Here is a 14,989-nt window from a genome sequence, read left to right on the forward strand (position 1 = left end):
CTGTCAACTATCAACTGTCAACTGACTATAACTTTTTAATTTGTTCGATCGCCCAGTTGAACGTTTCCATAACTTGCTGGAGGGCAAATTCGTCTTCCAAAGTAGATAAAGCCAGACTCGGCGACCTTCTCTCGCCCGGTTCTGTAGGTAGCGAAAGACCGATCGAACTTAGCTTATTTCTCAATTCCAGCCAATTTTGTTCAGCATTAAATGGCGGTTGGGAACCGTAATCGTCAGCAGAAATCTCCATTCTGCCAGCAATATCTACAGTGAATAACTGATATGGTTTTCTGCCCCTGTGATGCAACCCGGCCGCGAAACCCCCGTAGGTGTCCCCCGTTCCCCAATGGATTTGAATTTCGGGTTCTTGACTTTTTGCCCAAAGATATATAGATCTTGCCATTTGCGCCTCGTCCGCGCCTTGTCTGGCTTTGATTTCCGCAAAAAATGACGATTCATCCCAGCGCCTTCTTTCGCGCATTGCGTTGGATTTTTTATGCTGTGCTTCGGCTGTCTGACCGATAACTCTGGGAACCAAGGTTCTCAAACCATCTTCACTTACATATTGCTTAATTTCCAGGGCCAAAACTTCAAGCGGATCCATTTGTTCGTTGAGAAATTCCACAACTCGGCGCATTTCAGCGGAAATCTCGTCTGCTACAAATACTAAGCGAATTTTACCGGCTTGCAAATTAGTTTTAACTTTCTGCCAAAATAGGTCTTCATTAGCATCCGCACCGAGAAACTCTTCAAAAATCTGTTCGGGATCGCGACCCCGATCGCGACAATTGGCTTCAAACAGAGCAATAATTGAATCTATTGGCCAGTAAACCAACGCATTAGCAGCATAGTCGATCGACTGACCCAAAACTTTTTGCCGGAGTGCAGCATTAGGAGTGCGCCTGACATCCACCAAAGTAGGAACTGCATTTTGGTCGAGAAACAAGTGATCCAGCGACCACTGGACGGCACTTTCCTCATCGGTGGACACTGCTGCTTCCCGTGAAATTAACAGCCACTTCCGCGCCGTCGCCCGATCGATTTGATCTCCAGCAATCAGATTAGGATAAGTTACAAGCAAGTCTTGTAACTGGTCTTCCGAGTCGTAGGGCTGTTCCATCATTTCTACCAGCCTGTCGTCGTCCTGAATCAGATAAATACCTCCAGCCATGCACATCCACCTACTTAGTTTTAGATTTTAGATTTTAGATTTTAGAATTCAGGCTGATTTATTAGTTATTAGTCATTAGTCATTAGTTATTAGTTATTAGTTATTAGTCAATGAATTCAGAAGGTGCAAGGGATTATTCATTCATCATTCTTCATAATTAAAGAATTAAAGAAAAATTTGGAATTCAAGAATTTTCCTTGTTTGTCAATTCCACAAAAAACTCCTTCTGACTGATGACTAATCATAACTGACTAATGACTAATGACTAATCACAACAGTCAACTGTCAACTGACAACTGTCAACTGACAACTGTCAACTGACAACTGACAACTGACAACTGACTAAGACAACCAGTAAATACTTGCTGTGCTGGCCCAGTCATGTAAATCCGCCCAGAAACTTCTGCCCATTCAATTTCCAAAACGCCACCTGGGAGTTCAACAGCAGTTGTTCGATCGCACTTTCCGACCAACACGCCAGCCACCACAGCAGCACAAGCACCAGTCCCACAAGCTAGCGTAACACCTGCGCCCCTTTCCCACACACGCATTTTTATGTAGTCCCGTCGTATAACTTGAATAAATTCAGTATTTGTACGCTGCGGGAAGGCTGGATGGTGCTCGAATTGAGGGCCGACAGTTTCCAAAGCCACAGCCGAAACATCGTCTACAAAGGTAATGCAGTGAGGATTTCCCATGCTGACGCAGGTAACAGACCAAGATTTATCGGCAACTTCGATCGGCACATCTATCACTTTGGCATCTGGCGCAGCCAAAGTTGTGGGAATTTCCGCAGCCATTAGCCGGGGAAGTCCCATATCCACCTTAACCTGACCGTCCGATCGCAATTCGGGGCTAATCACACCCGCCAGAGTGTGGATGCGATACTCAGTCTTAGATTTACTCCCCCCCTTGCTAAGGGGGGGGTGAATTTCCGCTGCTTCCAAATCGGCGATAAACTTAGCCAAACAGCGAATCCCATTGCCGCACATTTCCGGTTCCGAACCGTCGGAGTTAAAAATCCGCATCGTATAGTCAGTGCCGTTTTGACCCGGAAGAGCAAAAATCACGCCGTCTGCACCGATCCCAAAATGTCGATCGCACATGGACACAGCTTGTTCTGGTGTTAAAACTGGTTCTGAGGAGTGGCGGTTGTCAATCAGAATAAAATCATTGCCCAGTCCTTGATACTTCGCAAACTCGATCGGCATAAAAACAAACCTCTGTTGATAGTTGATAGTTGACAGTTGACAGTTGACAGTTGACAGTTGTAGGGGCGGTGTCAATAGTGCGGGCCCTCTTCGTTGTCAGCAAACAGGTTGACAGTTGATGGCAAAAAAATGACTAATGACTAATGACTAATGACCGATGACTAATGACTAATGACTAATAACCAATTTACCCATTTTCCACTATGTCAGAATTTGAGACCGGATTGCCCAGCGTTCGCTTAATACAAAGCTACATCAAAGACAAAGAACAGTTAGAGATCAAACTGATGACTGGCGACTTGCTAGCCGGCAAAATTTTTTGGCAGGATCATAGCTGCATTTGCCTCCTAGATGCCTCAGAAACACAAATTCTGATCTCGCGATCGGCAATTGCTTATATTAAACCCAACGTCTGAGGAGAGGGCGAGAGGGGGAGATGGGGGTTCAACAGTTGACAGTTGACAGTTGACAGTTGACAGTTGGGGGAGAGGGGGGGAGGGGGAAAATCTTTCGTGTTTCCTGTTCCTTCTATCCGTTATCTCGTTTCCGGGTTCATCGGAGTTATATAGTGCGATCGTCTCGATCGCGATTGGTTCGATCGCGAGACGATCGCACTACATAATTGAAATATATTATTCCGATGCTACTGGATTTGATATCACATCCGTTACATCCCCTACAGAGCTTGCTTGCTGAACTTCCGTCTTCCGTCTTCCATCTGACGAATAACGTTCGATCGCGCGGACAGCACTAATCCCCGATGCCCTCTTTTGCCGATGTCCTGCACAGACTAATGACTAATGACTAATGACTAATGACTAATCGCTAAATAGCTTTTCGCTAACTTGGGCGCTGACAAAAGGCAGCTTTAACGCAGGTTGTCGCAGCGGAGGCGAGGCCGTCCGCTGCATCAAGCCGAGCTCGTAGAAGCCGCCGCACAGTAGCAAACGATCGCCCTCTTGCAAATCAGTAGTTCCATCCGGCCAGCGAGTAAACTTCCCTTCCCGGCGGATCGCCCGCACCTGCACCCCGTACTGGGTGAGCAAATTTACCTCTGATAGTTTTTGGCCAACCCAAGGACTGTTGGCTGGTAACCTCAACCACTGACAGGAACTGTCGCCCTGCGGTACAGCAACTTCGCCCTTCGCCAGCAACTCAAAACTGATCAGTTCTTCCGGTTCACCCACTACCAAAAGTCGATCGCCCGACAGCAAAGCAGCCTTCCCGTTAGGATAATCAATTTCCTCACCATCTTCGCGGACGATCGCCATCACGCTGACCCCTGTCAACTGCCGCAAGTTAGTTTCTTCCAGAGTCATCCCACCAATGGGAGAGCCCTCCGGTAAGTTGTACCAATCGCCGTTGAGATCTCGAACCGCCACTTTCAAATCCCGCGAAACCGCCAAAGGTTCCCGCGCCGGCCGCAATTCCAGATAGCGGCTGCTGCGAATTTGCTGCACATCCCGCCCAATAGCCATTGCTGACAAACCCATACCAGCTAGCAAGTGGGCAGACAGTTCTAAACTAGCCTCAAACTCCGGCTGCACAACTTCCCAAGCCCCGAGTTGGTAAAGCAGTTCAATATCTTTATCTTTGTTGGCGCGCACCACAATATCCAAATCCGGGACTAATTCTAAAGCCCGCTTCAGACACAAACGAGTGCTCATCGGATCGGGAAGAGTAATCGCCATTGCTTTGGCACGTTCTACCCCGGCGGCTTCCAATACGTGCAAGCTAGCAGCATTCCCGTAAATGTAAGGAATTCCTGACACTCTGCATTCTTGAATTCTGCTTTCCGACTCGTCGATTACCACAATTGAACAGTTGCGGCTTTGCAGCACTTTGACTAAATTTCTGCCAACTCGCCCGTAGCCACAAACCACAACATGATTTTGTTCCGGCAAAGTTTCAGCTATTTCGACAGGTTGAGATGTTTGGTCAAAGTAGCGCTGCAAAGGCCCGAAATTTTCCGCCCACTTCAATAACTGTGGCACGCTTCTCAATACAAACGGCGTCAGCACCAAGGTGACTGCTGTCGTTCCTAAAATTAATAGGTAAACGTTTCGCGAAACCAGTCCCATAGCTTGGCCGGAACTAGCGAGTACAAAGGAAAATTCTCCGATTTGAGCTAAGCCCAAACCTGCGATTAATGCTGTTTTTAGGGGATAGCCAAATAATCGGACGATCGGCGTTACAATCAAGAATTTGCCGACAAATACTAGAAATACCAGTCCCAAAATTAACTCTAGATGGTTCCAGAGAAACACTGGGTCGATTAACATTCCGATGGTAACAAAAAATAAGGATGCAAAAATATCTCGCAAAGGCTCGACATAAGTTAGAGTTTGGTCGGCATATTCCACCTCCGAAATCATTAAACCCGCCACAAATGCGCCCATCTCGATCGAGAAACCCAGATATTCTGTCAGCAGCGCAATCCCTAAAGCCAAAACCACAACTCCCAGCAAAAACAGTTCCCGGCTTTCTGTTCTCGCGAGGTAGCGCAGCAACTGCGGTACGATCCAAATGCCCGCTACTACTGCACCCGCAGCAAATAATCCGATCCGCACCAGGGCCCAGACTATTGTCATGCCGATCGCCTCTGCGGGCTGGTTGAGGGCCGGCAAAACAGCCAGCATTAGCCCCAAGGCCAAATCTTGAACTACCAAGATTCCCAGCATGACTTGCCCGTGGGAAGTACCGCCTTCATTGCGTTCCATCAAGCATTTGAGTACAACCGCCGTCGAGGAAAGCGACAGGATCGCCCCTAAAAACACCCCTTGGGCAGGGGAATCTACCCAGCCTACACCCAAAGAAATTGCAGTAGTAAAGGCGATCGTCAGCACTATTTGCAAGCCCCCCCCGCCCAGACTAATTGCTTTAACTCGATTTAGTTCGGCGAATGAAAACTCCACTCCCAAAGCAAACAACAGAAAAGCAACACCAAATTCTGCCAGGGTGTCTACCTGAACTAATTCTTTAATCAGCCCCAAACCGGCCGGCCCAACTACGATCCCTCCCAGAAGGTATCCGAGAATTACCGGCTGTCGCAACAACGATGCAAAGAGTCCTCCTGCTGCGGCAGCAGCGAGAACTAGAACTAAGTCAACAATCAGTCGGAAGTCTTCTTGCACAACTTTATGAAAAAAGTGTAAAGTTATATTATAGTGTTTAATGTGTTGACTATGTTGGGGAGCGTTGACTATAGTTGAGTAGCAAACCCAACTGGCACTCTTGAACAAGGTATTTTGTAATGACAAAGAGTTCAAATCCTCACAAAAAGCTCAACCTCTTGCAAGTTTATCGAGGGATTGGGGCTTTATTGGTGGTACTGTTTCACGTCAACCAGATGAGTACGGAAAGATTAAATCAAGTTACTTTTTTTAATTTATTTCAGGCTGGATGGAGTGGAGTTGATTACTTTTTTGTATTGAGCGGTTTTATCATGGTCTACGTTCACCGATCGGCGATCGGCAAAAAAGACCAGTTAAAATCATTTTTAGTCAAGCGCTGCGTGCGAATTTACCCGATCTACTGGATAATTACTCTGACAGTTGTATTTTTCTTTCTAGTGATTCCAGGTTTTGCTAATGCTCAAGACTTAAGTTTGGACAAGATAATTCTGTCGCTGCTTTTGATTCCTCAATATGGCAAGCCAATTCTGGATGTAGGTTGGACTTTAGTTTACGAAATTTATTTTTACGTATTGTTCAGCATAGCTATCTGGCTAAAGCCTAAACAGTCTGTGCCTCTGCTATCAGTTTGGCTATTTATCACATTTCTACATTTTTGTAAAGTAGTACAATTTCCCGATGCTTTTTTCTTACTGAATACAGTATTTGGAAATATGAATCTAGAATTTGTTCTAGGTGGCTTGGCTGCGTATATCGTGCTTAAATATAACAATAAGATTACTAATTACAGATGGATCCTATTTGGGATAGCAAATTTAGGATATGTTATTTTAGGACTGTTTGTCGCTTGGGGCAACATAGAGTTCGATCGGATCAAGACTTTTGCAGTGCTGGCAGCTATATTAATCGTTGCTGCAACTTCGATCGAGCTTAAGGATTCTCCGAGACTTCCTTATCTTTTAATTTTCCTGGGCGATGCCTCGTATTCAATATTTCTCCTCCACAGTCCGGTGATATCAGCAACTACAAAAATTGTCCAAAAGGCGAATTTAGGAAAATATTTCGACGGTTTCTTTGCCCCTGCTATAGTGGCATTGTTGGCCGTAGTTATCGGCTGCATATTCTACTCTTTCATCGAAAAACCATTGACAGTTTATCTGCGGAAAAATGTAGTTGAAAAAATGTTTCTTCCGAAAACGCAAGCAAGCTAATTGTATGGTGCGTTGCTGTGAGATTCGCGGTGCGATCGAGCTTGCAGATTCGTAAATGCGACGCACCCTACTTTTGATATTACTCGGCTTCATCTCCTGACAAAATTTCCTCTAAATCTCTCGCTGCGTGCAGAATTCGTACCACCTCAACAAAGTCATCAAAAGACAAATAGAAAATTACATAATTGTCAAAACCCCTAACTGAAAACCTTCGCAAACCATCTAACCGTGGATTTTGCACTGGATAGAGGCGACCCATTCCCGACATTTGAGCCAACCTCGCCAATGTCTGACGTGCTGCATCAAAAAAACGCAGCGCAGCATCAAGATTATTTTGAGCAATATAAGCAAAATGTTCGTCTAAATCTTGACTTGCTCTTGGTGTAATAGCAATACGTTTAGTCATTACTATTTTTCGTCAATTTGAGACAGCAAGTGATTGCGTTTTTGCTCCCACCAATCATCGGTAATCTCTACAGAATTGCCACTCTCCAAACCTGCCAACAATAACGACTCTACTCGCAAGGCCCTTGCTTGTTCTTGGCGAATTAGGTGCAAGATATATTCCGCTGCATTGCTGTAGCCTCCGATCGCGACTTGTTCGTTAATAAATTTTTGAATTGAATCGGAAAGAGGAAGATTGAGAGTCATATTTTTGATCCTTCCTGATGTGCGATCGCCCTTAGCATATTTTCAATATTATAAACCAAATTTAACCTATTTTCGTTTGTGTGGGGTGCGTCGCTGTGAAATTGTCGATCGCATTTGCAGATTGTTTCGGGCGACGCACCTTACTATTGTGTGAAAAAATCATTCACACAAGACCAATAACAACCCGAAAACCGACCTCACAGGATCTATCAGTCTGCAATTTGCTCATATGACTCATACTTCTGCAAGCGTAGTCTGTACTATCGAAAGAACCTCCACGCAACATTCGTCGATTCTCTTCTCCGCCTATTTCCCAGGAACTTCCATCAGACGGTGCCCCGTTATAGTTAGAGTGATAGCAATCGCTGCACCATTCCCAAACATTTCCGTGCATATCATACAGTCCAAAAGCATTAGGCAAAAACTGCCCTACACCTGTTGTACACATCCGGGAATCTCTCGAAACATAGTCACGATCCAGATCGTCATAGGCAGGATAACTTGGCGTATAAGAATACTCAAAGGTAGTATTAACTAAATCCTTTGTAATTTTCTGACCAAAATAGAAGCTTGTCGTCGTTCCAGCGCGACAAGCATATTCCCATTCTGCTTCTGAGGGTAAACGATAAATATTGCCTGTTTTTTGAGTAAGCCGATCGCAAAATTCGACAGCTTCATTCCATGATACCTGTTCGACAGGTCGTTTAGCTCCTGTCCAACCGGATGGATCACTTTTCATTATTTGTTTCCACTGTTCTTGAGTAACGGTATATTCACCCATGAAAAAAGGTTTAATCGTTACCTGATGAATGGGTTGTGCTGAACTTTTTTCTCTGTCACCCATTTGGAATGTGCCACCAGGAATATAAACCATCTGGAGTGCAATTTTGTCACCTAAGTCTTCAGTAAAAACTTTAGCAGACTTAACGCAACGACTATTTTCTCTACCGTGGTTGTCTGCCGTGATGACATCAAAATTAAAACTATAAAAAAAGTTATTCAATTGCCATTTTATATTTGATTCATCTCGATCTTTTAGCAAATTGTAAACAGCAAATTTTACTTGTAGCGATTTATCGTTCAGTCCTTGAAGAAGCAAGTCTAAGCCAACTTCTCCATATTCGAGCGCTTCAGATAGTGCAGCGATTCTGACTTCGACAATGGGTGAAGCTAAGCGGCTTTTAACACCCGCAACTCCTCCAAGTACCGCCGCATCCTTAGGAATTAAATTTTGACCGCCAAGGATGGCATCATATTCTCCGGGTTGATTTTGCTCGTTTGGCATGGCATTGTAACCTCTGTAATATCTACAACTGTGGCATTAATCTAATAAATATGTCAAATATTCAAAACTTATAATATGTTTGAACAAGATTTTTTAATGTCATCTTTAATGCAGCGCAGGGCAAGTCCTAATAGGGCGTTATCCTTTTCGGTCAAAGCGTGCTAGATTAGCTACTTTGTGTAACATTAGCTAGACAAAGGTTAAGGACATCTGTCATGACAGCGACTGCGAATCGAGCTAACTGCGGAGAGACTGCCAAAATAGTGGCGAGTGCTATTTTTGGATGTAGGCTTTTGAGAACAAAGATGAAGAAGGCGATTTTGACAGGCCCAATTATTGCCAGCATTCTGGGTGTGGTATCGCCCGCGCAAGCTTTGCAGGTGCAGGTGACGCCGCCAAATCCCGAATTAGGAGATACGCTGTCAGTCATCATTCAGGTAAACAACGGCAGCCCGACTCCAACGGTTTCCGTACAGCAAAAAAATTACCCCGCGTTTGCGATCGGCAATAATCGCTTTCGGGCCCTGCTACCGACGACTCCACTGGATAAACCCGGTGCTCGCCTTCTTCAAGTCTCCGGTGACGGACAAGTGCAGAATTTGAATGTGCAAGTTCGATCGCGCAATTTTCCCACTCAATCCATCTGGCTGCCGCCCGGGAAAGACTCCGAAGGTACAGATGCCGAATTCGATCGCGTGGACGCGTTTAAAGCACTGGTGACACCCCAAAAATTTTGGGATGGCAAATTGTTGCGCCCCAACTCCGGCGAAATTACCACTATTTACGGCGTGCGGCGGTACTATAATGGGGTATTTGCTAAGGACTACTACCACCGCGGCGTCGATTACGCGGGCGCTTACGGTTCCCCTGTAGTTGCACCGGCCGCCGGTCGCGTGTCTCTCGTGGGACGCGAATCCCAAGGGTTCAAAATCCACGGTAATGTAGTTGGTATCGACCACGGCCAAGGGGTAGCAAGTATTTTGATGCACCTCAGCCGGATTGATGTCAAGGAAGGCGATTTCGTCAAAGCGGGTCAAGTAATTGGTGCTTTGGGGTCAACGGGGGCTTCGACAGGCCCTCACCTGCACTGGGGACTTTACGTGCACGGGCAGTCGGTCGATCCGGTACCTTGGCGGCTTCAGGGAGTTGAGTAAGACTTTTTACCGATTTTGACGAATTTAAAAGTCAATTATGGGGTAAGTTTGTGGCTGGGGTGTGTAGATAACTGTTCTGGGTTATCACTATTGGGTTATGATTTGTAGAAAAATTCTCAACTCAAGCCTCAAAACTCGAATCTCAAGACGCCAGCAATTGCGTCTTTACAAAACAAAACTGTATTAATGATGCCGTTGAGCGGGAAGCATATATGAGTATTGAAAAAATTGTTGAACAGGCTTTGCAAGACGGCTATTTAACGCCGTCTATGGAAGCTGAGGTAGGACGTATCTGTAATACGGCTTCTGAATTGTCGATCGAAGAGTACATGGCTCTCGATCGCCTGATGGGAGCTTTGTTGACCGGAGAAGTGGTGGTTTTGCCGCGCAAACAGTTCATCAATGTGATGGAAGAGTTGGTGCTTAGCGAGGCGATCGCCAGAGTTGCAGAAATTGAGGCGACGAGCAGCGAGCTGAGTCTGGATGTGGGAGATATTGCGGCTTATGCTTTAAATAGGCTTCCCCCTCTGTACGCTACGACGGAAGAGGGAGCTCACTTTCAAAGGGCTAGGGCTAAGGAGCAGCTTCACGATTTGATTTCCAAAGAAGTTAACGCAGCGATCGACCGCAACTTGGTCCGACCTGAACCGGTAAACCCCACAGCTTTGGGTAAGCCGTCTTCTGGAACCGAAGTTCTGTCAAATCTGAGCAATTGGCTGCAAGCTAACGCCGTTAATTTTGAGCCACAGCCTTAGTACCACGTCCAAAAGCTCTATTTTGGTTAACTCGATCCCGCTGAATTAAAAAAGCGGGATTTTTAGTTTTTGAGCCACAAACAGTTGACAGTTGACCGCTTGTCAGTCAGCGAAGCCGAAGGGTTGACCTGGGATAACTACCTCTACCTAGAAGTCCGAGGATTTGATTAGTCATATCGTTTCCGGTTGTATCGGAATTATTTAACCGCAGAGGGCGCAGAGAACACAGAGAGATAAATGAGAGATTAATACAGGACGATGCTACCGGATTTGATATCACAAGATATCCGTCACAATTGAAAAAAAATAAAGGAATTGTTTGTTTTAGGTAGCAAACAATTCCCTTTTCTTTCTGGCCTCTGCCCTCTGACTGATGACTAATGACTGATGACTTGAAACGATTAATTATTGCTCTCAGAAGAGTCTGCTGAGGGGGCGGCAGTAACTTTTGTTTCTCGTTTTTCACGTTTTTTCCGTTCAGCTTGGATGACATCTTGAAGCACTATTCGCGCTTGAGCCATTTTTTCCAAATTGCTGCGGTACAAATCTAAATCTTTGCTAACTTTGTCTTCAGGTAGATGCAAAGCTGCACTGATTTTGCCGATCGCGTCGTTGCGAGTTTCTTGGTTTTTCACCATCTCGGGGTCAGCTTTTTCTAACAGCGAGAACAAACCGATCGCAAATAAGCGACTGTACTTAAATTGAGCGTTGCTGGCGATCGCCCCTAAGGACGCTTGCAAATCTCCTGTATCTTCAAAGCTGCTGGAGCGATCGAGCCACGAGAGCAACTCAGACCCTCCAAGGCGATCGGCCAAGCTTTCCAATCTGTGAGCGTCTTGCTTGTAGCGATCGGGATCGTCTTCTAGGGCTTTGCACAAAGCGTTAAAAATCGAAAGTCTGTCTGCTTCTGGGGCGTACCCTAGCATGAATCGATCGAAAGCTGTCACCACGCCCAAAGCATAGATCGGGTCGTATTGAAAATCGACATTCGCCGAAAGCAAGTGCATTTCTACCATCAACTCTTCTACCACTCGACGGTAAATAGAGTTAATCGGCCGAGTGTGAATCGTATAGAAACTTCGCTTAGTATCTGAAACAGTACGGTTCTTGTTCACCTGAGTTTTATAGATAAATAATTGTGCCGCCACAGGTGGACCAGCGCGGCATGAGTAAAGTCGGGGGAGTTGATTGGCGATCTCCCTGGCAAAATTTGCCAGTTTTTTTTAACTGTGCAGCCGAGACTGCGAGACAAAATTTTATGGAGAAGATTTTGCGGGCGATCGGCAGCAACAATTAATCTGTCGCAATACGATGGCAAAAGCCAAGTATCTTTACAATCATAGCTCTTCTGGGATCGCTCCTAAATCCCATCTTCTGACTTCCCGGCCCTGTTCGGGCAACCTTTATCACAATCAGATTTTACTGTCAAGCCCAATCCTCAAAAATCCCACGAACATGACAATTTCTCCTGAATTAAGAGCTTTAGCCCAATACATGGCGGGCGAATTTGACAACCGAGAACAAGCGCTAGCAGATCCGGCGTGGTACGTCCACCTGCATTTTTGGCAAAGACCCCTGCCCGTTGCTCTATTTTCCGAGCCCAGCATTGCCCTCTTTGCCGAACAAGCCAATATTCTAGAATTAGATAAGCCCTACCGTCCCCGCATCGTGCAACTGAGGCACGTGAAGAGGGCGCCGGAACTTATAGAAGCTCAGTATTATATGTTCAAGGATATCGCAGCCGTCAAAGGAGCCGGTCGCAACCCCGACTTACTGGCAAAACTAAAGAGCGAGCAAATCGAACTTCTTCCCGGCTGCACCCTATCGGTTGCGGTGCAAAATTTAGGCTCAAATCGCTATCGATTTCGGGCATCTCTGCCGGAGGGAACTCGTTGCTGCTTTACCTACGATGGGCAAACTTACCAAGTAGACTTGGGATTTGAAGCCGCAGACGAGGAATTTCTCAGCTACGACAAAGGAATAAACCCCACGACAGGCAAGGCTATCTGGGGAGCTTTAATGGGCCCTTTTAGATTTGTCAAGCGTCAGGATTTTGCTTCTGAAATATTGGCCAATACGCTTGGGATCGGATCGGACGGCGGTTGAAACCGCGTCTACAGAAACAAAGTCCGCCTCCGCGGACTAAAGAAGAAGATCGCGTAATTTTCACCGCCCGGTCTTTAACCTGCACCAGACACGTGCAAGTTTGTGTAGACGCGATTTCAATCGCCCGGTCTTCTTCAACCTGCGGAGGCAGGTTTTGTTTGTGTAGAAGCGGTTTCAACCGCCCGGTTTTCTTAACTTGCGCGCGGCACCCCCTCTAGAGCTTCTTCTTCTGTTTCAAAGATTTCAAAGACAGAATCCATCATGGTGACTTCAAACACCAGTTTGGCTTCTGGATGAACATTGCAAATGCGGAAACTGCCCTTAACTTTATCCGCATCGCGCATACCGGCTACCAACGAGGTCAGGCCAGAACTATCGATAAAGTTTACCTGACCAAGATTCACGACGACATGACGGCTGAGTTTGGAAATACACTCTTGCAACTTGAGGCGGAATTGCCAAGCTGTCGTGATGTCCAACCGTCCTGTCGGTGCTAAGACGATAACTGTTGTACCGTCAGATAGCGTGTGGGTTTTTTGATCAATATGAATCACTGACCCTTCCCTCAAATTTATGACTATTTATCGCGGTGGTTACTTTCTGCTATACAAATACTAGACTTGTCTAGACATTTGCTTCTTACTTCACAGGGAGCATGGGAGCGGTTATCCCTCAGTAAGCTTTCGCGCTTTAGCCAAGCGTGATAAATTAATCGCTGCCTTCAAGTCTCTGTCCATTGAGTTACCACAACTTTCGCTGTTGAAGGTTCTTTCTTTCAGTGGCATATCTTGGATATGCCCACAGCTTGACTATTGTTTTGCAAGGGCGGAAACCAGCGGTCAGCAATGATTATTTCACAACCAAACTTTTTCGCCTTATATTCTAGGTGACGCTTGAATTCAGAGAATCCACAGTCAGCTATTACCTGTGCTAGTTTGTGATTTTTTAGCATCCCATCAACATTTAAATCTTCTACTTATCGTTGCGTGGTTTTTGCATAAGTAAGTAGTGACTTGATGCTGAAAGTCCAAGTTTTTTCACAAATGGCGCAGGGTTTGAACATGGCACACTATGAGTGTTTGTGTAAAAGTTTACCATTCTGTCTACTCAATTGCTAGCTAAGGACTTTCTCAGTAGTTTAACTCAGGTCGGTGACTGCTGAGGCATCCAATTCGCCCAATCTTGCGGTTTTAAGAACTTTGAGTAGAGTTCGGCTTCTGGAGAGTTGGGTTCTGGCTCGAAACAATACTCCCAGCGTACCAGAGGTGGCAGGGACATCAGAATCGATTCGGTGCGTCCGTTGGTCTGTAAGCCAAAGGTCGTGCCCCGATCGTACACTAAGTTAAATTCAACGTAACGGCCGCGGCGGTAAAGTTGGAAATCGCGCTCGCGATCGCCGTATGCTTTCGATCGGTGTTTTTCAACAATTGGGGTGTAAGCCGGCAAAAATGCGCGGCCGCAGTCCTGTATGAAGGCGAACAGCGACTCCCAGCTTCTAGGCTCAGGGTTTCCGACATTTTTGCTGTACTCAGCAGCTTTCCCTTTGACATTCTGGTCGCGGTAAAGCGGGCCTTGAGCGTTTTGGTAGTCAAAAAACAGGCCGCCGATACCGCGAGTTTCTTGGCGGTGGGGCAGGTAGAAATATTCGTCGCACCAGAGTTTAAATGCCTGGTAATAGTCCGAGTGGTGTTTGTCGCAAGCTGCTTTCAGAGTTTTGTGGAAATGAGCTGCATCCTCATCCAACAGGTAATAGGGCGTCAAATCGACACCGCCACCAAACCACCAAATCGGGCCCGCTTCAAAATAACGGTAATTCAGGTGAACCGTAGGCAAGTAGGGATTGCGGGGGTGCAGCACCATCGAAGTACCAGTGGCGTAGAAATCGTGACCGGCAGCTTCTGGGTGCTTGGTCAGAATCAAAGCAGGCAAACTTTCGCCCCAAACTTGGGAAAAATTAACTCCGCCTTGTTCAAACACATTGCCTTCGCGCATAACGCGAGAACGTCCGCCCCCGCCTTCGGAGCGTTCCCAAGAGTCCTCTTTAAATTTGCCGCCGCCATCGACCAGTTCGAGGGCTTGACAAATTTCGTCTTGTAGGCTTTTCATAAATTGGCTGACTCTAGCTCTAGAGTCAGCGGGCGGCAAAAACGGAGAAGTCGTGGTTTTAAGTGTTGTAGAAACTGTCATAAAATTTTCTGTTGTCAGATTTGAATCTTAGATGGTGATGATTGCCAAATCCAGTCGCCATGTAATTATGCCACCGCAGGTCTGCAAATGATCGCTATGAAGTTACATTAAAAAATAGCAATAA

At 46.0% G+C, this 14,989-nt stretch carries 15 protein-coding genes and 1 pseudogene; 6 read left to right on the plus strand and 10 right to left on the minus strand.

Annotated elements, in window-relative coordinates:
- Positions 1 to 25: 25 nt before the first annotated feature.
- Together QZ918_RS08670 and dapF are read right to left on the minus strand one after the other, a co-directional pair.
- The gene (locus tag QZ918_RS08670; protein WP_293145011.1) at positions 26 to 1,171 is read right to left on the minus strand and encodes a hypothetical protein; all 1,146 of its coding nucleotides are present in this window, start codon (positions 1,169 to 1,171) and stop codon (positions 26 to 28) included.
- A 299-nt stretch (positions 1,172 to 1,470) separates the two neighbouring features.
- Positions 1,471 to 2,382: a diaminopimelate epimerase gene (gene dapF / locus QZ918_RS08675; RefSeq protein WP_293333689.1), complete on the minus strand. Its 912-nt coding sequence runs from the start codon at positions 2,380 to 2,382 to the stop codon at positions 1,471 to 1,473.
- Positions 2,383 to 2,585: 203 nt separating this feature from the next.
- On the opposite strand from dapF, the gene QZ918_RS08680 reads away from it, so the two are divergent.
- A complete protein-coding gene (locus tag QZ918_RS08680) occupies positions 2,586 to 2,798 on the plus strand; it encodes an Hfq-related RNA-binding protein (protein ID WP_293333531.1) in 213 nt (70 codons plus the stop codon).
- A 402-nt stretch (positions 2,799 to 3,200) separates the two neighbouring features.
- Here the strand turns inward: QZ918_RS08680 and QZ918_RS08685 are convergent, their stop codons facing one another.
- On the minus strand, positions 3,201 to 5,516 hold the full coding sequence (locus QZ918_RS08685; protein ID WP_293333534.1) for a cation:proton antiporter: 2,316 nt from the start codon (positions 5,514 to 5,516) through the stop codon (positions 3,201 to 3,203).
- Between the two features lie 119 nt (positions 5,517 to 5,635).
- Between QZ918_RS08685 and QZ918_RS08690 the strand changes: the two genes are divergently transcribed.
- Positions 5,636 to 6,727: an acyltransferase family protein gene (locus QZ918_RS08690; protein WP_293333537.1), complete on the plus strand. Its 1,092-nt coding sequence runs from the start codon at positions 5,636 to 5,638 to the stop codon at positions 6,725 to 6,727.
- 79 nt (positions 6,728 to 6,806) lie between these two features.
- Here the strand turns inward: QZ918_RS08690 and QZ918_RS08695 are convergent, their stop codons facing one another.
- From QZ918_RS08695 to QZ918_RS08705, 3 genes are all read right to left on the minus strand, one after another.
- On the minus strand, positions 6,807 to 7,133 hold the full coding sequence (locus QZ918_RS08695) for a type II toxin-antitoxin system RelE/ParE family toxin (RefSeq protein WP_293333540.1): 327 nt from the start codon (positions 7,131 to 7,133) through the stop codon (positions 6,807 to 6,809).
- 2 nt (positions 7,134 to 7,135) lie between these two features.
- Entirely contained in the window at positions 7,136 to 7,378 is a 243-nt protein-coding gene (locus QZ918_RS08700; RefSeq protein ID WP_293333543.1) for a ribbon-helix-helix domain-containing protein, read from the minus strand.
- Between the two features lie 163 nt (positions 7,379 to 7,541).
- Positions 7,542 to 8,663 (minus strand): formylglycine-generating enzyme family protein, encoded by a 1,122-nt coding sequence (locus QZ918_RS08705; protein ID WP_293333546.1) that lies wholly within the window; start codon positions 8,661 to 8,663, stop codon positions 7,542 to 7,544.
- 305 nt (positions 8,664 to 8,968) lie between these two features.
- Between QZ918_RS08705 and QZ918_RS08710 the strand changes: the two genes are divergently transcribed.
- Together QZ918_RS08710 and QZ918_RS08715 are read left to right on the plus strand one after the other, a co-directional pair.
- A complete protein-coding gene (locus QZ918_RS08710; protein WP_293333692.1) occupies positions 8,969 to 9,817 on the plus strand; it encodes a M23 family metallopeptidase in 849 nt (282 codons plus the stop codon).
- Positions 9,818 to 10,029: 212 nt separating this feature from the next.
- Positions 10,030 to 10,572: a late competence development ComFB family protein gene (locus tag QZ918_RS08715; RefSeq protein WP_293145034.1), complete on the plus strand. Its 543-nt coding sequence runs from the start codon at positions 10,030 to 10,032 to the stop codon at positions 10,570 to 10,572.
- A 401-nt stretch (positions 10,573 to 10,973) separates the two neighbouring features.
- Here the strand turns inward: QZ918_RS08715 and psb29 are convergent, their stop codons facing one another.
- The gene (gene psb29, locus QZ918_RS08720) at positions 10,974 to 11,687 is read right to left on the minus strand and encodes a photosystem II biogenesis protein Psp29 (RefSeq protein ID WP_293145037.1); all 714 of its coding nucleotides are present in this window, start codon (positions 11,685 to 11,687) and stop codon (positions 10,974 to 10,976) included.
- Between the two features lie 23 nt (positions 11,688 to 11,710).
- On the opposite strand from psb29, the gene QZ918_RS08725 reads away from it, so the two are divergent.
- Positions 11,711 to 11,869, plus strand: a complete 159-nt coding sequence (locus QZ918_RS08725) for a hypothetical protein (protein ID WP_293333549.1) — start codon at positions 11,711 to 11,713, stop codon at positions 11,867 to 11,869.
- 158 nt (positions 11,870 to 12,027) lie between these two features.
- Entirely contained in the window at positions 12,028 to 12,678 is a 651-nt protein-coding gene (locus tag QZ918_RS08730; RefSeq protein ID WP_293333695.1) for a chromophore lyase CpcT/CpeT, read from the plus strand.
- A gap of 191 nt (positions 12,679 to 12,869) precedes the next feature.
- Here QZ918_RS08730 and QZ918_RS08735 read toward each other — a convergent pair whose 3' ends face one another.
- The 3 genes and pseudogenes from QZ918_RS08735 to hemF form a co-directional block, all read right to left on the minus strand.
- Positions 12,870 to 13,232 (minus strand): STAS domain-containing protein, encoded by a 363-nt coding sequence (locus tag QZ918_RS08735; protein WP_106149243.1) that lies wholly within the window; start codon positions 13,230 to 13,232, stop codon positions 12,870 to 12,872.
- Positions 13,233 to 13,343: 111 nt separating this feature from the next.
- A pseudogene (locus QZ918_RS33080) lies at positions 13,344 to 13,475 on the minus strand (RNA-guided endonuclease InsQ/TnpB family protein); the annotation flags it as partial.
- Between the two features lie 346 nt (positions 13,476 to 13,821).
- Positions 13,822 to 14,865, minus strand: coding sequence for an oxygen-dependent coproporphyrinogen oxidase (gene hemF, locus QZ918_RS08740; RefSeq protein ID WP_293145046.1), 1,044 nt, complete (start codon positions 14,863 to 14,865; stop codon positions 13,822 to 13,824).
- Between the last annotated feature and the right edge of the window lie 124 nt (positions 14,866 to 14,989).

This window comes from Microcoleus sp. CAWBG58 (assembly GCF_020883045.1).
In the GTDB taxonomy this organism is placed as follows: domain Bacteria; phylum Cyanobacteriota; class Cyanobacteriia; order Cyanobacteriales; family Microcoleaceae; genus Microcoleus.

Bases quoted from the DNA above. Each gene is read 5' to 3' on its own strand.
- QZ918_RS08705 (WP_293333546.1), bottom strand. From the start codon at position 8,663: ATGCCAAACGAGCAAAATCAACCCGGAGAATATGATGCCATCCTTGGC.
- QZ918_RS08730 (WP_293333695.1), top strand. From the start codon at position 12,028: ATGACAATTTCTCCTGAATTAAGAGCTTTAGCCCAATACATGGCGGGC.
- QZ918_RS08715 (WP_293145034.1), top strand. From the start codon at position 10,030: ATGAGTATTGAAAAAATTGTTGAACAGGCTTTGCAAGACGGCTATTTA.
- QZ918_RS08670 (WP_293145011.1), bottom strand. From the start codon at position 1,171: ATGGCTGGAGGTATTTATCTGATTCAGGACGACGACAGGCTGGTAGAA.
- QZ918_RS08700 (WP_293333543.1), bottom strand. From the start codon at position 7,378: ATGACTCTCAATCTTCCTCTTTCCGATTCAATTCAAAAATTTATTAAC.
- QZ918_RS08680 (WP_293333531.1), top strand. From the start codon at position 2,586: ATGTCAGAATTTGAGACCGGATTGCCCAGCGTTCGCTTAATACAAAGC.
- dapF (WP_293333689.1), bottom strand. From the start codon at position 2,382: ATGCCGATCGAGTTTGCGAAGTATCAAGGACTGGGCAATGATTTTATT.
- QZ918_RS08710 (WP_293333692.1), top strand. From the start codon at position 8,969: ATGAAGAAGGCGATTTTGACAGGCCCAATTATTGCCAGCATTCTGGGT.
- hemF (WP_293145046.1), bottom strand. From the start codon at position 14,865: ATGACAGTTTCTACAACACTTAAAACCACGACTTCTCCGTTTTTGCCG.
- QZ918_RS08695 (WP_293333540.1), bottom strand. From the start codon at position 7,133: ATGACTAAACGTATTGCTATTACACCAAGAGCAAGTCAAGATTTAGAC.
- QZ918_RS08690 (WP_293333537.1), top strand. From the start codon at position 5,636: ATGACAAAGAGTTCAAATCCTCACAAAAAGCTCAACCTCTTGCAAGTT.